Origin of the sequence: Streptomyces sp. ALI-76-A, from assembly GCF_030287445.1 — a bacterium.
GTDB lineage: Bacteria > Actinomycetota > Actinomycetes > Streptomycetales > Streptomycetaceae > Streptomyces.
The window spans coordinates 374,942-397,787 of sequence record NZ_JASVWB010000004.1 but is presented as its reverse complement, the minus strand read 5'-3'; the positions used below and the strand labels follow the sequence as shown (position 1 = coordinate 397,787).

Below are 22,846 nucleotides of genomic sequence, written 5' to 3'. Positions count from 1 at the left end.
GGGCTTCCGGCGCGCCTTCCACGCGTTGCACGACTTCGGCTCTCCGGACGTCCGCCTCTACGAACGACTTCGACCCCGAGCAACGTGTGGCCTCGAACTGGCCGCGTCAGCCCCGACGTTCGTAGCGCGGATCACGATGCCCGACGTCACCGCGGACGTGCGCACCACGACCTCGCTGGTCTGGCACCGATCGCCGGACGGCCGGCGAATCCGCCGCGAACACAACTCGACCGAGGTTCGGCCGGCCGGGGACCTCGACGGCGTGCTGCCGGCGCACGGGGCGCCCTGGACCACGTGGGCCGGCTCGGGTTCGGACTCGGTCAGGCGCTCGGTGCGGCGGCCGTCTCGCCGCACCGGCCGGACATCCGATGCCGCTCGACGACTCGGACGACTCGACGCCTCACCCCTCGGTGGAACAGGAGGACGGCAACGCCCACACTCGTGGTGACACGCCCGCGCACGAGCGCCGGCCAGTGCTCTGGCCGGGCCGTGCGTCGGAACGACGATCAGCCGCCGCTCTTGCGCCGAAACGTCCGCTGGCTCGTGGCCGGACCGTGCGCGCCGCGGATCTTCGACGCATCCGTACGCGCGGCACCCGCCACCTGCTCGTTGCGCTTGCGCGCCAGAGCCTCACGGAACTTGCGCTTGAGGTCGTCCTTGTCCTCCTCGGCGGGCGTCACAGCGGAGGGCTCGGACTCGACCGGCTGCGGACCTTCCTCGACCGGCTCCGGACCTTCGAGTGATGAAGACTCGCCAGCCATGATGACCTCCTGGGCTCAGACAGTAAGAAGCACAGCCTGTCACGTCGGCACCCGAACCCGAACCACCACCGTGATCGCGACAGCGGTGTGCGGCGCGCGCGGGACGTGGGGCTCAGAGCCCGGCGACCTTGGCGCTCGCCGACAGCTCGTAGACCAGCGTCACCGTGCGCCTGCCGCCGGGCGGAAGAGGGACGTCCCAGCGGACGATGCCTTCGGCGTCGACCACGTCGGGCGGCGGGGAACAGGCTTCCTCGCGCAGCCGGACCTCCACCGCCGAGATCTCGGAGACCGGGATCCGCTCCCGCAGGACGACCGTCCGCCCGTCCTGGTCCCCCGGTGCCGAGAACCGGGACAGGTGCAGGCGCACCGTGCGGGTGACCACGGTCCGCTGGGTGATCCCGGTGGTGTCGCGGGACTCCTCGGCCTGCCGCACCACCCGGTAGTCGTCGCAGCTGCCGAAGGCGAGTTCGACGGGGGCGCCGGGTGCGGTGAAGTCCAGCGTGCCACGGCCGCTGAACCCGCTGTCACGGACCAGGTCCACCGGCCCGGCGAGCAGTGCGTGACCGGAGGCGTTGTCGCAGCGCACCACCTGCGTGACCAACGGGGACAGCTCGGGTGAGCAGGCGTACTCGCTGCTCACGGCCGTGCTGAAGACGGAGAGCGGCACCCGGTGTGCGCGGCCGTCCGCCGGCACGGAGACGGGCGCGGGCGCGTGCAGCACGCGCGCCTCGCCGCCGTCGTCCACGCCGGGCAGGCCGAGGACCGGGACCGGGCCGAGTTCTGCGATCTCCTGCTCGCGCACCTCGACGTCGACGGTGCGCCGCTCGGCGGCGGAGCGCTCCTTGAGCGTCAGCCGGTCCTCCCCCAGCCGCGGTGGTTCGGTGGCCATCGCCGACCTGGCCGTGGAGAACGTCAGTCGTACGTCCGACCAGTCCTCGCCGGTGCGCTGCCAGACCATCGCGTCGGTCTCCAGCGTGAGCGCGTCACCGTCGAGCACGGCCCGGTAGGCGGGCCGCCACAGCGCGCACGGGGTGAGGTGGGTCAGGCGCAGCCCGGCCGGCCCGGCGGTTTCGGCCCGCACGGTCAGCTCGATGTGGCCGACCAGCTCGGCGGGTTCCTCCTCGGTGAGGTCCATGGCTCGTTCGGCTTCGCCGAGCTCGACGGCGACGGCGGCCAGGCGGGCCTCCGCGGTGCGCAGCCGCTCGCCGTACGTGTCGCGCTCGCCGTCCACCCGGTCCAGTTCGCGGGTCCACCGGGGCCCGTCGGTCTCGCCGAAGCCGGCGCCCTCGCCGATCTCCCGCAGCAGATCGGCCGCGAGACGCCCGAGCAGGCCGAGGCGGGCACGCAGCCGGTCGCACCGCTGCTCCAGGGTGAACCGCTCCTCTTCTAGCGCGTGCACGCGCACCCGCAGGGCCGAGTCGTCGGTGGACGGCAGCGGCCCGCGCGGCGTCCAGCTGCGGACGAGCCGCACATCGAGCACGGACGCGGGGTGATCGGCGGCCAGTTCGGCGTGGAGGGTGCGGTCGACGGCCAGCGCGCTGACCGGCCCGAGCCGCAGCCGCTGGACGCCGGCTTCCAGGTCCAGCACGGTGGAGCGCTCGACGTGGGCGCGGTCCTCCAGGCAGGTGACGGCGGTGACGGGGAGGGGAATCGGCTTCGGGGCCGTGGACATGGTGGGTCAGCTCCTGCGGTTGCCGCCGACGAGGGCCTTGCCGGCCGGGATGCGGATCTCGTAGCCACCGAGGAGTGCGGCGGTGCCACCGGCGGGCAGGTGCACCCGCCAGACACGGGTGCCCGGGGCATGGTGATCGTGCCCCGCGTCCACCTCCGGTGCCGTCCAGTCGGCCCGTTCCTCGATCCGGACGTCCGGATCGGAGGTGACCGGTATCTGCTCGCGGACCTCGACGGTGACGGGCTTCGCGAGCCGGTTGGCCAGCTCCACCTGTACGCGGTGGTCGAGCACGGTGGTGTTGTTGCGCAGACCGGAGGTCGACTCGTGCAGGTTCGTACGGCGCGTGACCTGGACGCCCTCGGCCGGCCCGAGGCCCACCCGGCGGACACCTCCGGGGGCGAGGGTGGGCAGCGCGGCGGTCAGCAGGTAGTCGTCATCGACGATGACCTCCACCGGGCCGGCCAGCAGCGCCTGGTCGGTGGCGTTCGACAGCAGCAGGGTCGCGTACACGGTCCGCTCCACCGACGGCACACACAGGTACTCGGTGTGCAGTTCCACCGGGATCTCGGTCACGGTGACCGTGTGCCAGGTGCCGTCCGAGGGGATGTCGGCGCGGGCGACGGCATCGAAGCGGTGGTCGAAGGAACCTGCCGACTGGCGGGGCCGCACGGCGTGCCGGGGCAGGGGCAGGCCGGCCACTGCTTCGGCGCGGCGGCGGTATTCGGCCGCCACCGGGTCGAAGGGGGAGGCGGGAAAGAGCCGGCCCCGGCGGTCACCCTGCTCGTCGGGACCGCTCAGGACGAGAGCGGCGTAGTCGAGTTCGGCGCCGCTGGGCTGCGGCGGACCGGTCACCGGTGCCGGACGTGGAGGCGGCTGCGGCGCACCGGCCGCCATCTGGGCGGACGCCGGGCCGGCCGCCGGTGGCGCAGGCGGTGGCGGCATGCCCGGAGCCGCGGGCGCCATGAGGGCCGGCGCGGGGTAGGACCCACCGGCACGCGCCATACCGTCGGTCCGTGGCCGGGCCGACTGGGCGAAGTCGGGCATCCCGCCGCCGAAGGCCTGAGGGGGAACGCCGCCGACGCCGCCGGACACCTCTGGCGCGGCAGACGGCCCGCCGTAGCCCTGCGGTGCGGGCGGCGGTACGAAGGAGGGCCCGGACGACGGCCCGCCCACGGCAGCAGCGGTGACGGGCGTACCCGCGCGGCCCGAGGCGGGTCGGGGACCCGCCGCCTCGTACCCGGCGAACAGGTCCGCGAGCCCTGCCGGGGGTTCACGCCAGCCGAAGGGAGCGGGGGCGGCTTGACGGCGCCCGATCCGTATCGAGCGGAGCTTCGGCAGGTCGGTGCGGCGCCGCAGGTCGGCGGTGGCCAGGGCGATGCGTACGCCGGTCCAGTCCTCCCCGGTGCGCTGCGCGACCGAGGCGCGCAGCACCAGACGGCCGCCGCGTTCGCCCTGCCGGTGGGTAAGACGGTAGGCCGGCACCCAGACGGCGCCCGGCACCAGGTACTCGAGTTCCACCTCCGCGTCACCGCTGCCGTCGAGGGTCAGCACCGCGTCGACGGTCGTCTGTACGTGCGCTGCGGGCGCGTCGGTGGAGGCGCGGACCAACGCGTCCTGTGCGACGGCCAGTTCGTGCCCGACGAGGCGCAGGGCCTCCTCCAGCTCGACGAGACGGGCGTGCAGTCCCGTGAGTCGTTCGTCGACGAAGTCGGCGAGTTCGAGCCATGCGTCGACCGGGGTGACGCGGTGCGGATCCTCGCGTCTGCGGGTCGGCGGGACCGGGTGTACGGCCGTGACCTCCTTGATCAGGCTCAGCTGCCGGTCCCGGCGTCCTTCCGCCGCCGCGCGCTCATCACGCAGCCGCTCCACCTCGCGCCGCAGAACGTCGGCCGTGCCGGTGACGAGCGGCTCGGCATCGGTCTCCACCCGGAGCTCGGTGCTCCGCAGCCCGGAGGCGCCGACGACCCGGGCCCGCAGCGAACCGGGCTCCATCGCGCGGGGCAGCCCTGTCACCCGTACCCGGCCGCTCGCCGGCACGGTGCCCCGGGCGGTGCGGCTGCACAGCGCGCCCTGCGCATACACCACGACCGCGTCAAGGGTCGATGACCAGCGTGGCGTCGTCTCGGCCTTCATGTGAAGCGTCCCCCATGTCCGTGCGGAGCGAAGCCTACGCCGGGAGCGTTGGGCCCGGCACACGACGTCGCGTGGGACATCATGACCGACTCCCGCCCTTTCGCGCCGCTGTCGACGCAGGGTGGGGGTCAGGTGGGGTGCCCGGGAGGGCGGCCGGCACGGGACCGGACGTGGAGTGCGTACCGACGCCCGGACGGCCAGACTGCCCACGTCACCGGGGCGGGTCCGGCCGCTGTGCGGGCGTGCGGGCGTGCGGGCGTGCGGCCACGGTGCCCGATGCCGTACGGGCGGACAGGGCACCGCCCCGCAGGGTGACGCTGCCACCAGGCCCGCCCTCCGCCGTCGGTGCACAGGGGGTCAGCTCCGCCGAGCACGGATGGCTCGCGACACCACGGACGCCTGTCGGCATGGATGGCACGCCGGCACGTACGCCAGGCCGGCGCCTGTCCCACCGCCCCGCGGACCCCGGGGGGGTGCTCGGCGAGGCTGTCCTGCCGTCGGAGTGAGGGGACAGCCCGTCAGCTGACGTCGCGGGCCGACGGCTTGTCCTCGCCGTACTCGCGGTACAGGACCAGGTGTTCGTGGTGGAGGACTCCGTCGCGCACGTCGCCGGTGGCGGTGAAGCCGGTGTCGTCGACGTAGTCGATGGGGTGCCGGTGACGGTGTGGACGCCCGTGGAGGCGCTCTTGCGGCTTCCCCGGGCCTCGTCGTAACGGCCGTTGGGCAGCAGTTCCTGGCGGATGTGGCCGTCCGCGGTCACCCACATGCCGACGTAGGGGGTGCGGGTCGGTGGGGGCGGTGTCGTCGTGGTTCATGGCAGCCACGTTCGCCGGTGTCACCAGCGGGTACCAGGCCCCGCCTCTCCTGGGTGCGTCCCCTCAGGCTCAGGGGGACGGCGACGGACGCCGGGGCGCCGGGGAGGCCGTGCCGGCACGGCTCCTGCCGGAGCGGGGCCGCGAGTCGCGATCGGCTCCCCGCGGAACGCGTCATGGTCGGATGGAGGCCGGTCGTCCCGGGGCGGTCGGAGTCGCGGGCGCCGATGGTCGTCGGTCAGGTGCGGCTCGCCAGTGCTCGCAGCAGGCGGTTCCGGCCGCGGTCGGGGACCGTCCACAGCGGGTGACCGCGCACCCCCCAGGTCCGCAGGAGGGCGTTGGCGGCGAGGAAGCCGCTGGTGGCGGCCCGCTCCATCAGGGCCACGGGCAGGTCGGTGCGCACCAGGTCGCCCGCGAGCACCAGACCGCTCTGCGGGGTCCGTACGCCGGGCCGGTCCGCGTATCCGCCGACCGGGAACAGCGGGCAGTCGCGGCGCCACTCGTTCCGCTCGTCCAGGATGCGCGCGGCGCGGGTCTCCGGGTAGACGCGCCGGAGCTGCTCGACCAGCCGTGTGGCCTCCAGGCCGGGGTCGGCGTGCTCGTCCAGCGCGTATCCGTGCAGTTCGACCACGGATCCGCCCCTGCGCGCGGCCCAGCGGGCGGCCTCGCCCTCCCAGCGTTCCAGGACGCTGATGTTGTCGAGCGAGCCGTACCCGGCCGTACCCAGGAATCCGGGCCGGTCGGGAGAGACCGGACGGTCCAGCCAGAGGCGGGAGACGAGGAAGGGCGGGGCGCCGCGCAGCCGGCCGACGCGCTCCCGCCAGGCCGCGTCGCCCAGTCGGGGCGAGCGCCGCACCAGGGCGTTCAGTCCCGGGGCGTCGAGGGCCAGGACGACGGTGTCGTGGCGGGTCTCGTCGCCGTCCGTGGTGACCGTGAACCCGCCGTCCTCGGTGGGCGCGACGCTGTCGACGGCTGTGGCGGTCCGGAGCGTGACGCCGTGGTCGCGCAGATACGTGCCGAGCGGATCCCACAGCGCCGTCGGGAAGGGTTCGCCGGGGACGTCGAAGAGCAGTCCTTCGGAGGAGCCGAGGAAGTAGATGTGGAACATCACGACCATCTCGGCGGCCGACAGGTGCCGAGGATCGGCGAAGAAGCTGCGGGAGAACACCTCGAACGCCAGGTGCCGTGCCGCCTGCGGGAAACGCAGCGAGTGCAGGAAGTCGTGGGCGCTGACGGCGTCTAGCCGGTCGTAGATCTCCGGGACACGGACGTCGAGCAGCGGGAGGGCGGCGAGGGGGCTCAGCCGGACCAGGTCCCGGGGCCGGAAGGACGGGCTGAGCGCGACGAACCCCAGGGCGCTCAGCGGCGGGGTGCGCGGGACCCTGCGGAAACTGTCGTGCAGTCCGTTGCTGTGGCGCAGCGGGTAGTCGGGCAGGCCGGTGAGGCGCTCCAGGCGGGGATCGGTGCGGCGCAGCAGGCCGCGCAGGTTGTAGTACTGGCGGAAGAAGGCGTGGAAGCCGCGGCTCATGGTCGCCGTGGAACCGTCGGCCAGGTCGACCGTCCACCCGCCGACGCGGCCGCCGAGGTACGTCTCGCGTTCGTGGAGCGTGACGTCGACGCCTCGTTCGGCCAGTGCGGTCGCGGCGGCCAGACCCGCGATGCCGGCGCCCACGACGGCGGTGCTGCGCCGGGTCCCGCTCACCCGGGGCGCGCCGGGCGGCGCGGGCAGGTAGACGGCACGCCGGTCCCGGACGGGACGGGCGGCGGACGCCGTACGGCCCGTCAAGACGTCACCCCGGCGGGGGAGCCGGCGCGGCGGCCGACGACGGTGTGGGTGATGCCGGTCTGCCAGCCGGGCAGCGGCAGGGACCGCACCTGGTCGAAGCCGGCTGCCCGGACCCGTCGGGTGAAGCGGTCCACGGTGTCGAAGTCGACGACGCTGCGCCACAGATGGCGGTACAGCTCGCCGTCACCGAGTGCGGTGGCGACGGGCAGCACCAGCCCTCGGCACACGGCCGTCCAGACCGCGCGGTGGCCGGGGCGGCCGCTGAGGGCGTACTCGTGCACGGCGAGCCGGCCGTGCGGCGCGAGCAGGTCGTGGACGGTGGCGAGGACGGCGTCGGGGTCCGCCACGTTGCGGAAGAGGTAGGCGGCGAACACCGCGTCGAAGGGTCCTTCGACCCTCGCCTCCGGGAGGGCCTCCACCGGAGCGCACACGAACCTGACGCCCGGCGGCCAGGACTTGGCCCGGGCGCGCTCCAGCATGCCGGCGGAGGCGTCCACGGCCGTGATGTCGGCCTCCGGCAGCACGGCGCACAGAGCCGCGGTGGACGCGCCCGTGCCGCAGCCGAGGTCCAGCACGCGCAGGCCGCGGCCGGGGCGGGGCAGACCGAGCCGGCGGGCCGAGCGGCGCAGGTGGGCGTGGTAGCCGGGGTTGGCGGCCACCAGCGTGTCGTAGCTGTGCGCCGCATGGTCGAACGCGGCGGCCAGGTCCGCGTCACGCAGCAGGGTCATGCCGTCTCCAGGTGCGGGAGTGGTGAGGGATGGGGTGGGGGGCGGGTGCGGGTGCGGACGGGTCCGGCAGCGGGGGCGGGCGGGAACCAGGTGTCGGGGGCTTCGCGCGGTCGGGACGCCCGTGGCCGGCCGGGTCAGGACGTGCGGATCGCCGCGCATGCCGTCAGGGTCCGTCGAAGGGGCGTCGGGGCAGCCGGGACACTTCGACGGCGGCACGGAGCATGGGCAGGACGGGCGTGCGCAGGCCGATGCCGAGTTCCTCGTGCAGCCGGGTTCCGCCGTCGAGGAAGCGCAGCAGGCGGACCATCGGGATCTGGGCGAACAGGCGGGAGAAGAAGGCGGCGCCGTCCACCAGGCCGCTGTCGAGGGCGTGCAGCAGGACGGCGTCCATGGCGCGCGACCGCGCCGAGTGGGGCCGTGGCGGCACCGGACGTCGTCCCCGCCGCAGCGCGGCCGCGACGGCCGCGGTCTGCCGTTGCACGCCGGCGAAGGTGTAGCCCGTCGACGGCCGGGTGGCTCCTCCCGCCGCGCCGATACGGAAGACCGACGGCGCCGTCTCGCGCGCGAACGGGGCGTCGGTCATGGGGATCACACCGGTCTCGGTGTCGACGATCTCGAAATCGCCCAGGCCGAGCACGGCCGAGGTGTAGTCACGCAGCGCCGACTCGTACCCGTCGCGGGGCAGCACCGCGGGAGAGAACTCGGTGTACTCCACCAGGGCCTGCCGCGAGCCGGTGGGCAGGACGTAGCCGAAGGACAGGCCCCTGCGGGGCTGAGCCGTGCGGAAGTCCATCAGCTCCACCCGGGCCGGGTCGAACACCGGACGGTCGGTACGGACGAACCAGCCGTGGAAGTGCTGGAGCAGGGTCGTCCGGGCGGCGGGGAGGCTGCCCAGCGGACGGGAGTCGAACACCCAGCGGGCCCGCAGGGACAGGGGGCGGCCGTCCGCCGTACGGCCCTCCACCCGAGCGCCCCGCGGCAGTCCCTCCACGCTCTCGACCGCCGCCTCCAGCCGCCGCACCCCGCGCCCCCGCGCGAGGTCGTGCGCGACGAGGCGCTCGAAGTCCTCCGAACGGATCATCTTGTAGCGCAGCGGGGAGATGTCGTCCTCGACGGCCCCTCCTGTGGGCCGGTGGACGCGCAGGCACCGCCACGAGGAGGTGACGGCGGCGTCGTAGCGGCCCCGGTCCGGCTCCCAGAAGCACCAGGTGCGCCGGGGCGGACGCAGCGGGCCCGGCGGGGCGTCCAGCAGGACGGTGGACAGCCGGCGGGATCCCGGCGCGGGGCGGGCCAGCCGGTGGGCCAGGGACAGTCCCGCGGCTCCCGCTCCGATGATGGCGACGTCCGCCTCCAGCACGACCGCTCCCTCCTCCCGCGGCGCCACAGCGCCTGCCCGACCATTCGCCTGCCGGACCATTCCCTGTGGGGTACCCGTTCGGACGCGGTCGAGCGCGGACGGGTGCGGTCTGCCGGAACGAGGCAACCGGCCCGGCGGGCCCAGGTCTTTGTAGCGCATCGTCTCCCGCGCGGCGGTCACGCAACGCAGTCGCGGGTGCCGTCCTTCGCGGCTTCCGCCTCGGGTCCGTCCTCCCGCGGCCCGGCCTTCCGCGGTCCGTCCCGGTCGAGTCCGTCGTTCTCCAGTCGGCGGGCGAGGCGGTGCAGCCCCCGGCGGGCATGGCTCTTGACCGTGCCGAGCGGCCAGCCCGTGCGCTCGGCGATCTGGGCCTGGGTGAGGTCGTCGTAGAAGGCGAGGTTCAGCACCTGTCGCTGGGCTCGCGGAAGCCGTGCCAGTTCCTCGGCGAGCAGGACGTGGTCCAGTCGTGTCTCCGGGCCGGGGACCACTCCCGGCACGGTCAGCCGCAATGTCGCGCCCGCGGCGGCGACCAGTTCGGTGCGCCGGGTACGGGCCGCGAGCGCGTCCGCGATCTTCCGGCGTGTGATGCCCACGAGCCACGCCGACAGGGGCCCGCGCTCGGGAGCGAATCCGCCCCTCCCCCGCCACGCCGCGAGGAACACCAGTTGGGTGACGTCCTCCGCCTCCCTGTCACCTCCCAGCGAGCGCCGTGCGAGGGCGTGCACGAGAGGGGCCCAGCGGTGGTAGACGAGCTCGAGACAGGCCTCGTCACCGGCCCGGAACCCGGTGACGAGGTCGGCCTCCCGCTGGTCCGTGTCGACCGGCCGCTGCCCCTCCGGCACCCCGGGCGCGGCATCGTGGAGGAAGTCCGCGCTGGTTTGTCGTGCGGTCGTCATGGCTACTCCTCTGCTGGGCCTGGTGGTCGCCCAGGAGCGACTGGACCTCTGTCACGGTGGAGATTTCGACGCAGCCTCACCAACTCGCATCGAAAGTGCATCGAATGGCGTCACCTCGCTGCCGTCACCCGCAGGGAATGGCAGTCGCAAACACGTGGGAGAGACAGGTCGGGCGATGACACTCACTGACAGGCACAGACCGTTCGCGCTCATACATCGACGAGGCGCGGTTCACGTCTCTCCCGCTTTTCGTGCCGTGCCGCATCCGTCACCGCGCTCCGCGCCGAACCGATGACAAAGCCTCCTGCTCCGATCGTGAGGATCTCGATGAGGGGAACCGGCATGAGCCCCACCGCGGCCAGGGAACACCGCGCGGACCGCCGTCCGCGCGACCACCTCGTCCCCGGGCACGGCTCCCCCGACCGACCCGACCGACCCCACGCCACCCTGTCCGCCACTGCCGCTGACGCTGCCGCTGACGCGCACCAGGCCGGCACGGACGACGCGCGGACCGTGGACGCGGACGTCGCCGGTGCCGTGCTGGGTGTGCTCAGCGAGCTGCTCACGGAGCGGGTGGCCGCGGCCGAGACCGTCGATCCCCTCTTCGCGCAGGACCTGGCCGCCCGCGTCGCCCGCTTCACCCAGTACGGCGGCAAGCTCAGCCGTCCCCGTCTCGTGTGGTGGGCGCTGCGCGCCTGCGGCGGCGCGGAGCCCCCGGCGACGCGAGCCGCCCTGCGGGTCGGAGCCGCCCTGGAACTCATCCAGACCTGCGCCCTCGTCCACGACGACGTGATGGACGACGCGTCGCTGCGCCGCGGCCGTCCCGCCCTGCACGTCGACGTGGCGGCCCAGTACGCCGGGGCCGACCACGGACCGCGCGGGACGCGCCTCGGCCGGGCCGCCGCCATCCTGGCCGGTGACCTGGCCCTGGCCTGGGCGGACGACGTGCTGGCGGAGACCGAGCTGCCGGCGCACACCGTACGGCGGGTACGGCAGCTGTGGAGCGCCATGCGGACGGAGATGGTCGCCGGGCAGTACCTGGACGTCCACGGCGAGGCCACGTCGGCGCGCTCTCTCGTCCGCGCGATCCGCGCCGCCTGCCTCAAGAGCGCCCTGTACTCGGTGGAACGTCCGCTCGCGCTGGGCGCCGCCCTGGCCGACGCGGATCCCGCGACCACCCGGGCGCTGTGCTCGGCGGGGCGCTGCGTCGGCCTGGCCTTCCAGCTGCGGGACGACCTCCTCGACGTGTTCGGCGACCCTCGCGACACCGGCAAACCGTCCGGCGGCGACCTGCGCAGCGGCAAGCCCACCTACCTCGCCGCCGTCGCCCAGGCGCGGGCCGAGACGGCGGACGACCCGGGCGCCCTCGCCGTGCTGCGCGGGACGCTCGGCCGGTCCGACGCCTCCGAGACCGAGCTGGCCGCCGTGCGCGAGGTGTTCACGGCCACCGGGGCACGCGAGACCGTGGAGTCCAAGATCGACCGGCTGGTGGCGCAGGGGCTGCGGCACCTCGACGCCGCCACGCTCGACCCGCACGGCCGGCGACACCTGCACGCCCTGCTGCGCTCCGCCGCCGGCACATCAGCGGCGCAGCCGGGCGGCACGACAGCGGCGGACCCGGGCGGGACACCAGCGGCACACCCCGACGGCACAACGGCGGTGGAGGCGGGCGGGACACCGGCGACGCCGCCGGGCGGCACCTCAGCCGCGTTCCCGGGCGGCACCACCCGGCACCACGTGGTCCCCGTATCGCTGCTGCTCACCGCCACGGACCAGGAGACCCCCCGATGACCCGCACCGTCCCCGGTCGCACCGACCATGTCGTGGTCGTCGGTGCCGGTCTGTCCGGACTGGCGGCCGCCCTGCACCTCCTGGGCGCCGGACGCCGGGTGACCGTGGTCGAGCGCGACGCGTCTCCCGGCGGACGCGCCGGACTGCTGGAGCGGCACGGCTACCGCATCGACACCGGCCCCACCGTGCTCACGATGCCGCACCTCGCCGACGAGGCGTTCGCCGCCGTCGGGGACAGCCTGCGCGCCCGCGTCGACCTGGTGCCGCTGCACCCCGCCTACCGGGCCCGGTTCGCCGACGGCGCCTCCCTCGACGTCCACACCGGCGCCGAGGCGATGGAGGCGGAGGTCGAACGGTTCGCCGGGGCACGGGAGGCCGCCGGGTACCGCAAGCTGCGCGACTGGCTCGAGAAGCTCTACCGGGCGCAGATGCGCCGTTTCATCGACGTCAACTTCGACTCCCCCTTCCAGTTGCTGACCCCCGACCTGGCCCGGCTCGCCGCGCTCGGCGGGTTCGGCCGCCTGGACGCCCGTATCGGCGGCTTCGTGCGTGACGAACGACTGCGGCGGGTCTTCTCCTTCCAGGCCCTGTACGCGGGCGTGCCGCCGGCCCGGGCCCTGGCCGCCTACGCCGTCATCGCCTACATGGACACCGTGTCCGGCGTGTACTTCCCGCGCGGCGGCATGCACGCCCTGCCCCGCGCCATGGCGGACGCCGCCGCGGCGGCCGGAGCCGACCTGCGCTTCGAGGAGCCGGTCACCCGTCTGGAGCGCTCCGGCGACCGGGTCACGGCCGTCGTCACCGCACACGGCCGCATCGCCTGCGACGCCGTGGTCCTCACCCCTGACCTGCCCGTCGCCTACCGCCTGCTCGGCCACGCCCCGAAACGCCCCGTACGGCTGCGGTACTCACCGTCCGCCGTGGTCCTGCACGCCGGCACGGACCGCACCTGGCCGTGGCTCGGCCACCACACGATCTCCTTCGGCGCGGCATGGCGGCGGACGTTCCACGAGCTCACCGAGAGCGGCCGGCTCATGAGCGACCCCTCGCTCCTCATCACCCGTCCGACCACCACCGACCCGAGCCTCGCCCCGCCCGGACGGCATCTGCACTACATCCTGGCCCCCTGCCCGAACACCGCCCTCGGCCCCGGCGCGGTCGAGTGGGGCGACCTGGCCCCGGGCTACCGCGACAGCCTGCTGGCGGAGCTGGACCGACGGGGACTCGACGGCATCGCCTCCGCCGTGCAGGAGCAGTGCATGGTGACTCCGGCCGACTGGCAGGCGCGGGGACACGCCGCGGGAACCCCGTTCTCCGCCGCCCACACCTTCGCGCAGACCGGGCCCTTCCGGCCCCGCAACCTGGTCCGCGGCACCGCCAACGCGGTCCTCGCCGGGTGCGGCACCACGCCCGGCGTCGGCGTGCCGACCGTGCTGCTGTCCGGGAAACTGGCCGCAGCCCGGATCACGGGCGCCGGCCGCCCGTCCCGTCCCGGAGCCGCCCGTCCCGGAGCCCGGCCGCGACCCGTTGCGCGCAGCGCCGAGGAAAGGAGGCCCGCGTGACCGACCGCGAACTCGACGCCGCCGGCGTCACCGATCCCGCCCTGCGACAGGCCTACGCCCGGTGTCGGCGGCTCAACGCCCGGCACGGCAAGACGTACTTCCTCGCCACCCGACTGCTGCCGGTGGAGCGCAGACCCGCCGTGCACGCCCTGTACGGCTTCGCCCGCTGGGCCGACGACATCGTCGACGCGCTCGATACGGCGGTCACCGCCGAGGACCGCTCGGCCCGGCTGCTGCGCCTGGAGCGGGAACTGGAGACGGGGCTGCGGGAGGGGACCAGCGACGAGCCGGTGGTCCGCGCCCTGGCCGACACGGCGCGCCGGTACGCCATCGACCACCGGCACTTCGCCGACTTCATGGCCTCCATGCGCGCCGACCTGGATGTCACCGGGTACGCCACCTACGCCGACCTGCGCACCTACACCTACGGCTCGGCGGAGGTGATCGGCCTGGAGATGCTGCCGGTGCTCGGCACGGTCGTCCCCCGCGAGGAGGCGGCCCCGCACGCCGCGGCCCTCGGTGTGGCCTTCCAGCTGACGAACTTCCTCCGGGACGTCGGTGAGGACCTCGACCGCGGCCGCGTCTATCTGCCCGCCGACCTGCTGGCGGCGCACGGCGTGGACCGCCCGCTGCTGTGCTGGAGCCGCGACACCGGACGGTCCGACCGCCGCGTCGTCGCCGCGCTGCGGGAGTTCGAGCAGCTGACACGCCGGCTCTACCACGAAGCGGCACCGGGTATCGCCCTGCTCGACCCGGTGTCCCGCCCCTGCGTCCGCACGGCGTTCGTCCTGTACGGGGGGATCCTGGACTCGGTCGCCGAGGACGGCTACCGCTCGGTCCACCGCCGCGCCGCCGTCCCGCGACGCCGTCGCGCCGCCGTCGCCCTCGACGGTCTCACCCGGGTGGTCGCGGCCAGGCTGCGCGCACGCGGGGCGGGGAGCCGCCCGCTGCCCGCCGGACCGGAACGGACCGAGCCCGCGCCGACACCCGAGAAGGTCGCGTGAAACCCCGTCGACGGCCCGCGCCGGGCCAGGGTCCGCTGTCGCTTCCGGGCCGTGCTTCCCGGTCTGCGGCGGGTCGTGTGCCGCTGTCACTGCGCCGACGGCCCGTGCGCTGGGAACAACAGCAGCCGACCTGGCGCCAGGCGCGGCCCGCGGTGATCGCCGAAGCCCTGAAGCGTGCCCAGACCCGTCCGTCGGGCAACTGGTTCGTCGTGGGCGCGACGCGCGACGTCCGCGACGACCGGCCGCTGTCCGGCACCGTCGCCGACCGCGAGATCGTCGTGTGGCGCACCGCCGACGGCCGGCTCGTGGCGGGTCCCGGTGTCTGCCCGCACCTGGGCGCGCCGCTGGCCGACAGCCCGGTGCGCTGCGGAACGCTCGTCTGCCACTGGCACGGCCTGGCCCTGAACGGCGCACCGGCCGCCGGCTGGGAGCCGCTGCCCGTGTACGACGACGGTGTGCTCGTCTGGGTGCGGCTGGACGAAGTGGCCGGCGAGGCGCCCCTGGAGGCCCCTGTCGTCCCGCCCCGCCCGGACCTGTCGCGTTCGGTCGCGGCCGTCTACACCGGGGTGGGGACCTGTGAGCCCGAGGACATCGTGGCCAACCGGCTGGACCCCTGGCACGGGGCCTGGTTCCATCCGTACTCCTTCGTCGACCTGACGGTCGTCGGCACGCCGGACGCGGACACCGACGGCTTCACCGTCGACGTCTCCTTCAAGGTCGCCGGACGGCTCGTGGTGCCGGTCCGGGCGGTCTTCACCACCCCCGGACCACGGACGGTGGTCATGCACATCACCGAGGGCGAAGGCCGGGGTTCCGTCGTGGAGACGCACGCCACCCCGCTCGGCCCGGACGCCCTGGGCCGCCCGCGCACCGCCGTCGTCGAAGCGGTCCTGGCGTCCTCCGAACGGCCCGGCTTCACCGCGGTCCGCAGAGCGGCCCCGCTACTGCGCCCGTTCATGGCGGCAGCCGCCGGACGCCTGTGGCGCGACGACCTCGCCTACGCGCAACGCCGCTGGCTGCTGCGCTCCACGGGACGGTTCCCCGGCTGAGCGGGGAGGGGAACGGGGTGGCGCAGCCAGTACCGGGACCCGTGCATCCGCCGGGCCCACCGGTACGGAACAGAAGTGTCATGGCCGGCACGACGACCGCCGCCGGTCGCGTGAGGGGAACGGAGTCACGCGTGATCGAAGTCGGGCGTACCCGTCCGCCGCACCACCCCTCGGCCCAGCGCGTCGGCCGCCTCGCGGACGCCGTGCGCGGACACGGCGACCGGCCACGACGAACGTGCGCAGAACACCGCCGGCGGATCTCGTGAGCGTGAACGTCCGCCACCTCCCCACGCGCCGGGACCACACCGGTTCCGCCCTGCCCGCGTGGGAGGCCGTGTGGACATGAGCCGCCGGGACCCGGACGCCGCCGTACCGGAGGCGGGGGTGACCACCGGCTTCCTCGCGAGGCGGCTGGGCGTGTCGCCCACGACGCTGCGGTCCTGGGACCGCCGCTACGGGCTCGGCCCGGCGCACCGGGCCGACGGCCGCCACCGCCGGTGGTCCCCCGGCGACATCGCCATGGTCCTCGAGATGTGCCGGCTGACGGCGGCGGGCGTCCCCCCGGCCGAGGCGGCCCGGACGGCCAAGGAGCACGCGGGCAGGCACACCGCTCACACCGTGCCGGCCTCCGTGGCCGGGCCCCCGCGCGGTGCGGTGGCGGACGTACCGGCCCGCCAGGCGGTGGCTCGCGCCGCTCGGTCCGGCAGCGGCCTGCCCCTCGGCGAGGTGCGCCAGGAGTGCAAGGGGCTCGCGCGCGCCGCCGTCCGGCTGGACGCCGCGGCCGTGCGGGACCAGCTCACCACCGCGATCCGCACTCACGGGCTGGTCGTGGCGTGGGAGGAGATCCTGGCTCCGACGCTTCGGGCCGTCGGCCGCAAGTGGCAGTCGGCAGGCGACCGGTACGTGGAGGTCGAACACCTGCTCTCCTGGCACATCTCCACCGCGCTCCGCCACGCCTACGTGTCCGCCGCGCCGGCGCGCCAGGCCTCGGACACACGGGCCGTCCCGACCGTCCTGCTGGCCTGTCTGCCCGGCGAGCAGCACACGCTGCCCCTCGACGCGCTGAGCGCGGTCCTCGCGGAGCGCGGCATGCCCACGCTGATGCTCGGCAGCGCCGTCCCGGCGGAAGCCCTGATCGCCGCGTCGCAGCGCGTGGGTCCCGGCGCCGTCGTGCTCTGGTCCCAGTCCCGTTCCACGGCGAGCCTGCCGCTCGCGCGCCACGTCGCCGCCACCCAGTGGGGCATCCGCGGCGCCCGCACACACAGCCGGGTCCTGCTCAGCGGTCCCGGCTGGGGGCGCTCCCAGGACCCCCGCCTGCTGCGCCCACACGGCCTGCGGGACGCCCTGCGCATGCTCGACGCCCTGGACGGACGGACCCGGCCGGAGGGCTGACCGCCGGGCGAGGCCCCTGGTCCGCCCGGCGAGATCGCCCGGTCCGCCGGGACGAGTTCGCCTGGTCCACAGGGGAGGAGGCGGCGGACAGCCCACAGGCAGCGCGCTGACCGCCCGTCCGGGGTAGTGAGGCAGATGCACGGCCTCGGAGGCGTGCGCGTCGCCGACCCACCAACACCGACTACCGGAACCCGACCGCGGGCCACCGGGAACCCCACCCGGTCGCTCCCCTCACCCCTCCCCCTCTCCAATGCCGGAAGGTAACCACCATGGAGTACGTCACCCTGAACAACGGCGTCGTGATGCCGATCCTCGGCTTCGGCGTGTACCAGATCCCGCCGGAGGACACCGAACGGGCCGTCACCGAGGCCCTGGCCGCCGGTTACCGTCTGCTGGACACCGCCGCCGCCTACGGGAACGAGGAGGCCGTCGGCCGGGCGATCAAGACCAGCGGCATCCCGCGTGCGGACCTGTTCGTCACCACGAAGCTGTGGGTCCAGGACGCCCCGGCCCGGGACAACACCCGGCGCGCGTTCGAGACCTCGCTGGCCAGGCTCGGTCTGGACCACGTCGACCTGTACCTGATCCACCAGCCCTATGGTGACGTCCACGGCCAGTGGCACGCCATGGAGAGTCTGAACCGCGAAGGGCTCGCCAAGGCGATCGGCGTCGCCAACTTCCACCCCGACCGACTCGTCGACCCGATCGTCAACAACGAGATCACGCCCGCGGTCAACCAGATCGAGACCCACCCCTTCTTCCAGCGCACCGCCGACCAGGACCTCATGCGCGAGCGGGGCGTACAGATCCAGTCCTGGGGCGGCTTCGCCGAAGGCAGGAACGACCTGTTCACCACCCCGGTGCTGAGGGACATCGGCCTCGCGCACGGCAAGTCGGTCGCCCAGGTCGTGCTCCGCTGGCTCATCCAGCGTGGCGTCGTCGCCATCCCCAAGTCCGTCCGCGCCGAGCGCATGGCCGAGAACATCGACATCTTCGACTTCGAGCTCACCGACGACCAGATGGCGGCCGTCGCCACCCTCGACACCGGATCGTCGCTCTTCTTCGACCACCGAGACCCCGCCATGGTCGAGCGGCTCGGCGGCCACCGCCTGGACGCCTGACCCGGTCCCGGAGCCGTCGTGTCGGGTGGGCGGCGTGAAGTAGGCCGTCGCCTCCCCGGCTGTGGCGGGGAGGCCACGGGGTCGTGCGTCAGACCAGGCCGAGCAGGCGCCAGACCTGGTTCCTCTTGGTGGTCAGCGCGCTCGCGGCGTCGCAGGTCCACTGGTGGACGGCCGCGCCAGGTGTGGTCGAGATCTGGCTGACCTCGACGCACTTGCCGCTGTGGACCGCGGCCAGCTGGTAGTCCTGGCCGTTGCCGAGCGCGGCCACCGGGCGGACTAGTAGGTCTCGAACTCGGCCACCTTCGGCGTACCGGTCGAACCGGTGATCTCGAAGGTGACCTTGCTGAGTGAGGTCTGCGGGAAGCCGATGAGGCCCGCTCCGCTGCCCGAGGCCAGGACGGCACCGTTGTCGGCGTTGAGGACCCTCCACGAGCCGATGCTCCCGACGGATCCGGACGCCTCCTTGATGTTGACGCGGGAAACCGTGGTGGCGGCACCCCACTTGACGGAGACGGAGCCGGTCGCGCCGGCCGGGGACCAGTAGGTGTTCAGGTCACCGTCACGGACATTGCCGTAACTGGTGCCACTGGCCTTGCTGGAGCCGTCGGCGCCGGCTCCGAGACTGAGGTTCGTGCCGCCGGGCTGGGTCGGGGTCGGCGTGGGAGTGGGGGTGGGGGTGGGGGTGGGAGTCGTCGGCGGCGTAGTGGTCGGGCTCGCCGTCGGGCTCGTGGGCGCGCAGTTGCCGTTCGACACCTGGAGGCCGGTGCCGGCGCCCGCCGTGCGGCTGACGACGCCCGGTACGCAGGAGGCGGCGTCGAGCGCGTAGGAGTAGGGGATGCTGACCGTGGTGTTCGACTGCGGGTTGGGACCGGCCGGCCTGTTCTCGGACCCGGGGCTGGACCAGGTCACGTTGTCGAAGACGTTGCCGCTGACCTGCCAGTAGCCGGCCTGGTCGGTGTAGAAGGTGCCGAGGACGTCCTTGGAGTCCTCGAAGTAGTTGTTGTCCACCTTCGCCTTCGCCCCGGCACGGGAGTTGATGCCGGACTCGTTCAGGCTCACGTAGTGGTTGTTGTAGATGTGGGCCGTGCCGCCGCGCAGCAGGGGCGCCCGGGAGTCGATGTTCTGGTAGAGGTTGTGGTGGAAGGTGACGTAGCCGTTGGAGACGTCACTCTCACTGGACCCGATGAGACCGCCCCGGCCGGAGTTGCGGAGCTTGCTGTAGGACAGCGTCACGTACTGCGTGTTGTCCTTCATGTCGAAGAGGCCGTCGAATCCTTCGGACTCCCCGCCCGACGCCTCCAGGGTGGCGTGGTCGACCCAGACGTTGCGGACGTCGCTCTCCATCCCGATCGCGTCGCCGCCGTTGGACGTGGGCGAGCCGGACTTCTTCACGTTCCGGACCGTCACGTTCTGGATGATGATGTTGCGGGACTCCCGGATGTGGATGCCCAGTTGGTCGAAGACGGCTCCACTGCCGACGCCGACGATCGTGACGTTGCTGATCTGCTTGAGCTCGATCACACCGGCGGCCGTGTTGCAGCTGGCGCCCGACACCTTCGTGGTGTTGCCGTGGTTGATGGTCCCCTCGACCTGGATGACGATCGGCGTACTGCTGCTGGCCCTGGAGCACAGAGCCGCGTGGATCGCCGTGCCCGTGGTGGCACGCACCGTCTGTCCGCCCGCTCCGCCGGTGGTGCCACCGTTCTGGGTCGCGTAGCCGGTGGCGCTGCCGGTGGCCGCCGACGCCTCCTCCGGCATCGACAGGACAATCCCGGCCGCGGACGCCAGGGCTATCGCGGCCGACGCCGCGGACAGCCGCAGTGCGACAGTTCGTCTCATCATCTTCTCCTGATTCACCATGTGTGTTGATTCGTCGTTCAGCGATTTCGTCGGTCTGTGATCCGTGGGCCTGCTGATGTCGCCGGTCTGTCGATGCGCCGGTCCGCTGATTCGGTGCACTCTCGGCGCGTTTGCGTACGGACACTTGAAGCCGGCGCAGCACACACCGGCGGACGCGCACACGTCCGGCAGCCGCGCACACCGTCCGGGGGCCGCCGGACGGGCACGAGGTCAGGCGGGTGTCACATTCGGCGGGAAGATGGATCACCGACTGGAGCACCGGATGGATCGCCGGCCTGCGGAGGTGGGGCGCCGGGCCGTTCGTCAGCGGACGGACCCGTCCTGTGGATCGGCTCTTCGTCAGCGGACGGACCCGTCCTGTGGATCGACCGCACGCGCCGATCGCTCAGGGCGACCGACGGATCCGGCACTCCGGCCGGCGGGACGCCGCGGAACCGTCACCTCTGAGGACTCCACGGTTTGTGCGACACGTGTGCGTCATGATGTGCACCCTTCGTTCCCCTGCCGCATCGACATCAGGAGATCTCGACACGGCGGATCGTCGGCGGCTCGTGCACACGTCGCGGCGGCCCCCGCAACGGTTGGGTCTTCGCGCTCCCGAGACGTCGGGAAAGCGCTTTCTCTGGCGCCAGACGATAGGCCGCCCCACCTGGACTGGCAAGAGTTCCGGCAGGATTGAGTTCACATGCTCGAACGTCGACTCTCCGGAGCCCCACGCGGCAGAGCGACCTGTTCTCGGACGGAACCCGCCCTTGGACGGCCCTTGGCACCTACCTCCGGCATCCCTAGTAGCCGTCGACGTGACCTACCCGGCGACCGACATGCATGAAGGTGGTGGATAAGAACGTGAACGCTGGACGCTTACATGTACGCGGTCCCGGCCCTCGTTCGGCCCGTTCGCCCGTTCACAGCCCTCGACGTTCGCCCCCGTTCACCGCCATCGACGCCCGCCCAGCCAACTGCCCACCCTCCGTCGGCCCGTCAGCCCGAGGTGCCTCTGCCTGCGAGAACGTGGGGCTATTCCCGCTCCTCGTGGGTACCTGCGTCCGGCGGCGCGTCGGCCACGGCTCGCCAGGGACGATTCGTCCCTCGATGCAAGGGGAGAGGGTATGCGGCTTCGTGAGTCGGCTCGGGCGATGGCTTCCCGGTGTTCCGCCGAGGTGCTGAGCGGCCGGTACCGTCTGGACGAACGTCTCGGTTCGGGCGGCGCCGCCGATGTCCATCGAGGGTTCGATCTGCGGTTGCGGCGACCGGTGGCGGTCAAGGTCTTCCGGCCCGACACCGGCGTCGACATCGAGGAGAACGTACACAGCGAAGCGGTGATCCTGGCCCGGCTGCACCACCCCGGACTTGTCACCGCCTACGACGCCGGACAGCACAACGGCCGCGTCTTCCTGGTCATGCAACTGATCGAAGGCACGACGCTGAGGCGCCGTATCGCCGAGAGCCCCCTGTCCCCGAGAGCGACTGCCGCACTCGGCGCGGACCTCGCTGACGCGCTGGACCACGCCCACGAGGCAGGAGTCGTCCACCGGGACGTGAAGCCGTCCAACATTCTCCTGGACGCGTCCTCCCGCCCCTACCTGAGCGACTTCGGCATCTCCCGAATGCTGGACGCCACCACCCGCACCGCCACCGGCATACTCATCGGCACCGCCGCCTACCTCTCACCCGAGCAGGTCCTCGGCCGTCCGGTCGGCCGGGCCGCCGACATCTACGCCCTCGGCCTGGTGCTCCTCGAATGCCTCACGGGAAGGCTCGAGTACGACGGCGGCCCCCTCGAAGCCGCGATCGCCCGGCTGCACCGCCCGCCCCTCCTGCCCCACCCCCTGCCGGAACAACTGGCCGACCTGCTACGGGACATGACATCCCTGGACGAGCAGGACCGCCCGACAGCCCGTGACTGCGCCCGCGCATTGGCGGCGCTGACCGACACAGCCCGCACCGAAGTCAGCCCTTCTGTGCAAGCTGTGCAAGCACGTGCCGAAGCCGGCACTTCCCTGCAAGCCCGCGGCGAAGCCGGCCCCGCCGCGCCCGCCACGAGTCTCGTCGCCGGCCACGCACCGTCACAGACGGCTGCCCACCGGACGCACAGGAATCCGCTGCCCGACGGAGGTCAGGCCGCTCCCCGCACCACGCCCGCGCGGGGGCGCACCCTGGTGGCCGGCGCGACCGTCGCTCTCGCCGCTGTCATGGCAACCGCCCTCTCCGTCACCGACACCGCCGCGCCACAGGGCAACGACCGAAGCACACCCAGGGCCACCAGTGCCCCTGCCGGAGAGCCCGATCCTCCCGGCAGCGCGGAACAGAAGCAGGCGGCCCCGACCTCTGCGGCGGCGCCGTCCTCCGGCCACAACACCTCTGCCGACACGCTCGCGGACGGCACATCCGGGCAGAGCGGCGCTTCCCCTTTCCGCGGCCCGAACCGCGAGTCCGCCATCGACGCGGCCACACAGCGCTCCGCCGCGGAGAAGGGACGGGCCGCGTCGAGCGAGAAGGAGACAGTCGGCGCAACGCGGGGCGGCACGACGGCCGAGACCCCGCAACGACCGCCCGGCCAGGCGGAGAAGGCGGAGAACGCCGAGAAGAAGGCCCAACAGAAGGGCGTCGGGAAGAGCGCCGCAGAACGCTGAACCGCGAACGGGTCGGGGGCCGACTCCGCTCAGCCCTGATTACTCGTAGGTGAACGGCCCCGCAGCCACGCCGGCGAACGGAGCGTTCTTGTCCTGGGACCAGAAGACGCCCGACCGACCGCGTGCCGCCGCCCTTGCCCTTCGCGCGCGGCCGATGCGCGACCGTCCCCCAGGGACCTTCGAGTCCGCTGTCCGCTGTCCACAGAGACCTTCGAGTCCGCTGTCTGCTGTCTGCTGTCCGCCGAGGCTTGGGCCCGTGAGCCCATGAGCCCACCCGCGCAGGAGCGAGTCA

Annotated in this window: 16 protein-coding genes and 1 pseudogene; 7 read left to right on the top strand and 10 right to left on the bottom strand. The window is 73.4% G+C overall.

The annotated features are described in order from the left end of the window. Positions 1-506: 506 nt before the first annotated feature. The 8 genes and pseudogenes from QQS16_RS38320 to QQS16_RS38285 all read right to left on the bottom strand — a co-directional run bounded on the left by QQS16_RS38320 (position 507) and on the right by QQS16_RS38285 (position 10,142). Positions 507-761, bottom strand: coding sequence for a DUF5302 domain-containing protein (locus tag QQS16_RS38320; RefSeq protein WP_286067197.1), 255 nt, complete (start codon positions 759-761; stop codon positions 507-509). Between the two features lie 112 nt (positions 762-873). Continuing rightward, complete coding sequence (locus QQS16_RS38315) at positions 874-2,433, bottom strand: mucoidy inhibitor MuiA family protein (RefSeq protein ID WP_286067196.1); 1,560 nt, start codon at positions 2,431-2,433, stop codon at positions 874-876. Positions 2,434-2,439: 6 nt separating this feature from the next. Further along, positions 2,440-4,566, bottom strand: a complete 2,127-nt coding sequence (locus QQS16_RS38310) for a DUF4139 domain-containing protein (RefSeq protein WP_286067194.1) — start codon at positions 4,564-4,566, stop codon at positions 2,440-2,442. 518 nt (positions 4,567-5,084) lie between these two features. Beyond that, positions 5,085-5,293 (bottom strand): annotated as a pseudogene (locus QQS16_RS38305) (Atu4866 domain-containing protein). Between the two features lie 323 nt (positions 5,294-5,616). Continuing rightward, the gene (locus tag QQS16_RS38300; RefSeq protein ID WP_286067193.1) at positions 5,617-7,164 is read right to left on the bottom strand and encodes an FAD-dependent oxidoreductase; all 1,548 of its coding nucleotides are present in this window, start codon (positions 7,162-7,164) and stop codon (positions 5,617-5,619) included. Beyond that, entirely contained in the window at positions 7,161-7,892 is a 732-nt protein-coding gene (locus tag QQS16_RS38295) for a methyltransferase domain-containing protein (RefSeq protein ID WP_286067192.1), read from the bottom strand. Before QQS16_RS38295 ends, QQS16_RS38300 begins: the two co-directional genes overlap by 4 nt. 163 nt (positions 7,893-8,055) lie before the next feature. Then, positions 8,056-9,249 (bottom strand): lycopene cyclase family protein, encoded by a 1,194-nt coding sequence (locus tag QQS16_RS38290; RefSeq protein WP_286067191.1) that lies wholly within the window; start codon positions 9,247-9,249, stop codon positions 8,056-8,058. 176 nt (positions 9,250-9,425) lie between these two features. Then, complete coding sequence (locus QQS16_RS38285; RefSeq protein ID WP_286067190.1) at positions 9,426-10,142, bottom strand: RNA polymerase sigma factor; 717 nt, start codon at positions 10,140-10,142, stop codon at positions 9,426-9,428. Between the two features lie 342 nt (positions 10,143-10,484). On the opposite strand from QQS16_RS38285, the gene QQS16_RS38280 reads away from it, so the two are divergent. The 6 genes from QQS16_RS38280 to QQS16_RS38255 all read left to right on the top strand — a co-directional run bounded on the left by QQS16_RS38280 (position 10,485) and on the right by QQS16_RS38255 (position 18,061). Continuing rightward, positions 10,485-11,933 carry a polyprenyl synthetase family protein gene (locus QQS16_RS38280; protein WP_286067189.1) on the top strand — a complete coding sequence of 483 codons (1,449 nt, stop codon included), beginning with the start codon at positions 10,485-10,487 and terminating at the stop codon, positions 11,931-11,933. Then, entirely contained in the window at positions 11,930-13,495 is a 1,566-nt protein-coding gene (crtI, locus tag QQS16_RS38275; RefSeq protein WP_286067187.1) for a phytoene desaturase family protein, read from the top strand. The genes QQS16_RS38280 and crtI overlap by 4 nt, the downstream gene beginning before the upstream one ends. After that, positions 13,492-14,499 carry a phytoene/squalene synthase family protein gene (locus tag QQS16_RS38270; RefSeq protein ID WP_286067186.1) on the top strand — a complete coding sequence of 336 codons (1,008 nt, stop codon included), beginning with the start codon at positions 13,492-13,494 and terminating at the stop codon, positions 14,497-14,499. Before crtI ends, QQS16_RS38270 begins: the two co-directional genes overlap by 4 nt. Positions 14,500-14,576: 77 nt before the next feature. Beyond that, entirely contained in the window at positions 14,577-15,548 is a 972-nt protein-coding gene (locus tag QQS16_RS38265; protein ID WP_286067185.1) for a Rieske (2Fe-2S) protein, read from the top strand. A gap of 342 nt (positions 15,549-15,890) precedes the next feature. After that, the gene (locus QQS16_RS38260; RefSeq protein WP_286067184.1) at positions 15,891-16,940 is read left to right on the top strand and encodes a MerR family transcriptional regulator; all 1,050 of its coding nucleotides are present in this window, start codon (positions 15,891-15,893) and stop codon (positions 16,938-16,940) included. A gap of 269 nt (positions 16,941-17,209) precedes the next feature. Next, positions 17,210-18,061: an aldo/keto reductase gene (locus QQS16_RS38255; protein ID WP_286067183.1), complete on the top strand. Its 852-nt coding sequence runs from the start codon at positions 17,210-17,212 to the stop codon at positions 18,059-18,061. 88 nt (positions 18,062-18,149) lie between these two features. Here the strand turns inward: QQS16_RS38255 and QQS16_RS38250 are convergent, their stop codons facing one another. Continuing rightward, complete coding sequence (locus tag QQS16_RS38250; RefSeq protein ID WP_286067182.1) at positions 18,150-18,329, bottom strand: RICIN domain-containing protein; 180 nt, start codon at positions 18,327-18,329, stop codon at positions 18,150-18,152. Between the two features lie 8 nt (positions 18,330-18,337). After that, a complete protein-coding gene (locus tag QQS16_RS38245) occupies positions 18,338-19,900 on the bottom strand; it encodes a pectate lyase family protein (protein ID WP_286067181.1) in 1,563 nt (520 codons plus the stop codon). 1,157 nt (positions 19,901-21,057) lie between these two features. Between QQS16_RS38245 and QQS16_RS38240 the strand changes: the two genes are divergently transcribed. Next, positions 21,058-22,554 carry a serine/threonine-protein kinase gene (locus QQS16_RS38240; protein ID WP_286067180.1) on the top strand — a complete coding sequence of 499 codons (1,497 nt, stop codon included), beginning with the start codon at positions 21,058-21,060 and terminating at the stop codon, positions 22,552-22,554. The last annotated feature ends 292 nt before the right edge of the window (positions 22,555-22,846 follow it).

Excerpts from the sequence above, each read along its gene's own strand:
- QQS16_RS38320 (WP_286067197.1), bottom strand. The coding sequence starts at position 761 with ATGGCTGGCGAGTCTTCATCACTCGAAGGTCCGGAGCCGGTCGAGGAA.
- QQS16_RS38315 (WP_286067196.1), bottom strand. The coding sequence starts at position 2,433 with ATGTCCACGGCCCCGAAGCCGATTCCCCTCCCCGTCACCGCCGTCACC.
- QQS16_RS38310 (WP_286067194.1), bottom strand. The coding sequence starts at position 4,566 with ATGAAGGCCGAGACGACGCCACGCTGGTCATCGACCCTTGACGCGGTC.
- QQS16_RS38295 (WP_286067192.1), bottom strand. The coding sequence starts at position 7,892 with ATGACCCTGCTGCGTGACGCGGACCTGGCCGCCGCGTTCGACCATGCG.
- QQS16_RS38285 (WP_286067190.1), bottom strand. The coding sequence starts at position 10,142 with ATGACGACCGCACGACAAACCAGCGCGGACTTCCTCCACGATGCCGCG.
- QQS16_RS38280 (WP_286067189.1), top strand. The coding sequence starts at position 10,485 with ATGAGCCCCACCGCGGCCAGGGAACACCGCGCGGACCGCCGTCCGCGC.
- crtI (WP_286067187.1), top strand. The coding sequence starts at position 11,930 with ATGACCCGCACCGTCCCCGGTCGCACCGACCATGTCGTGGTCGTCGGT.
- QQS16_RS38260 (WP_286067184.1), top strand. The coding sequence starts at position 15,891 with ATGAGCCGCCGGGACCCGGACGCCGCCGTACCGGAGGCGGGGGTGACC.
- QQS16_RS38255 (WP_286067183.1), top strand. The coding sequence starts at position 17,210 with ATGGAGTACGTCACCCTGAACAACGGCGTCGTGATGCCGATCCTCGGC.
- QQS16_RS38245 (WP_286067181.1), bottom strand. The coding sequence starts at position 19,900 with ATGAGACGAACTGTCGCACTGCGGCTGTCCGCGGCGTCGGCCGCGATA.
- QQS16_RS38240 (WP_286067180.1), top strand. The coding sequence starts at position 21,058 with ATGGCTTCCCGGTGTTCCGCCGAGGTGCTGAGCGGCCGGTACCGTCTG.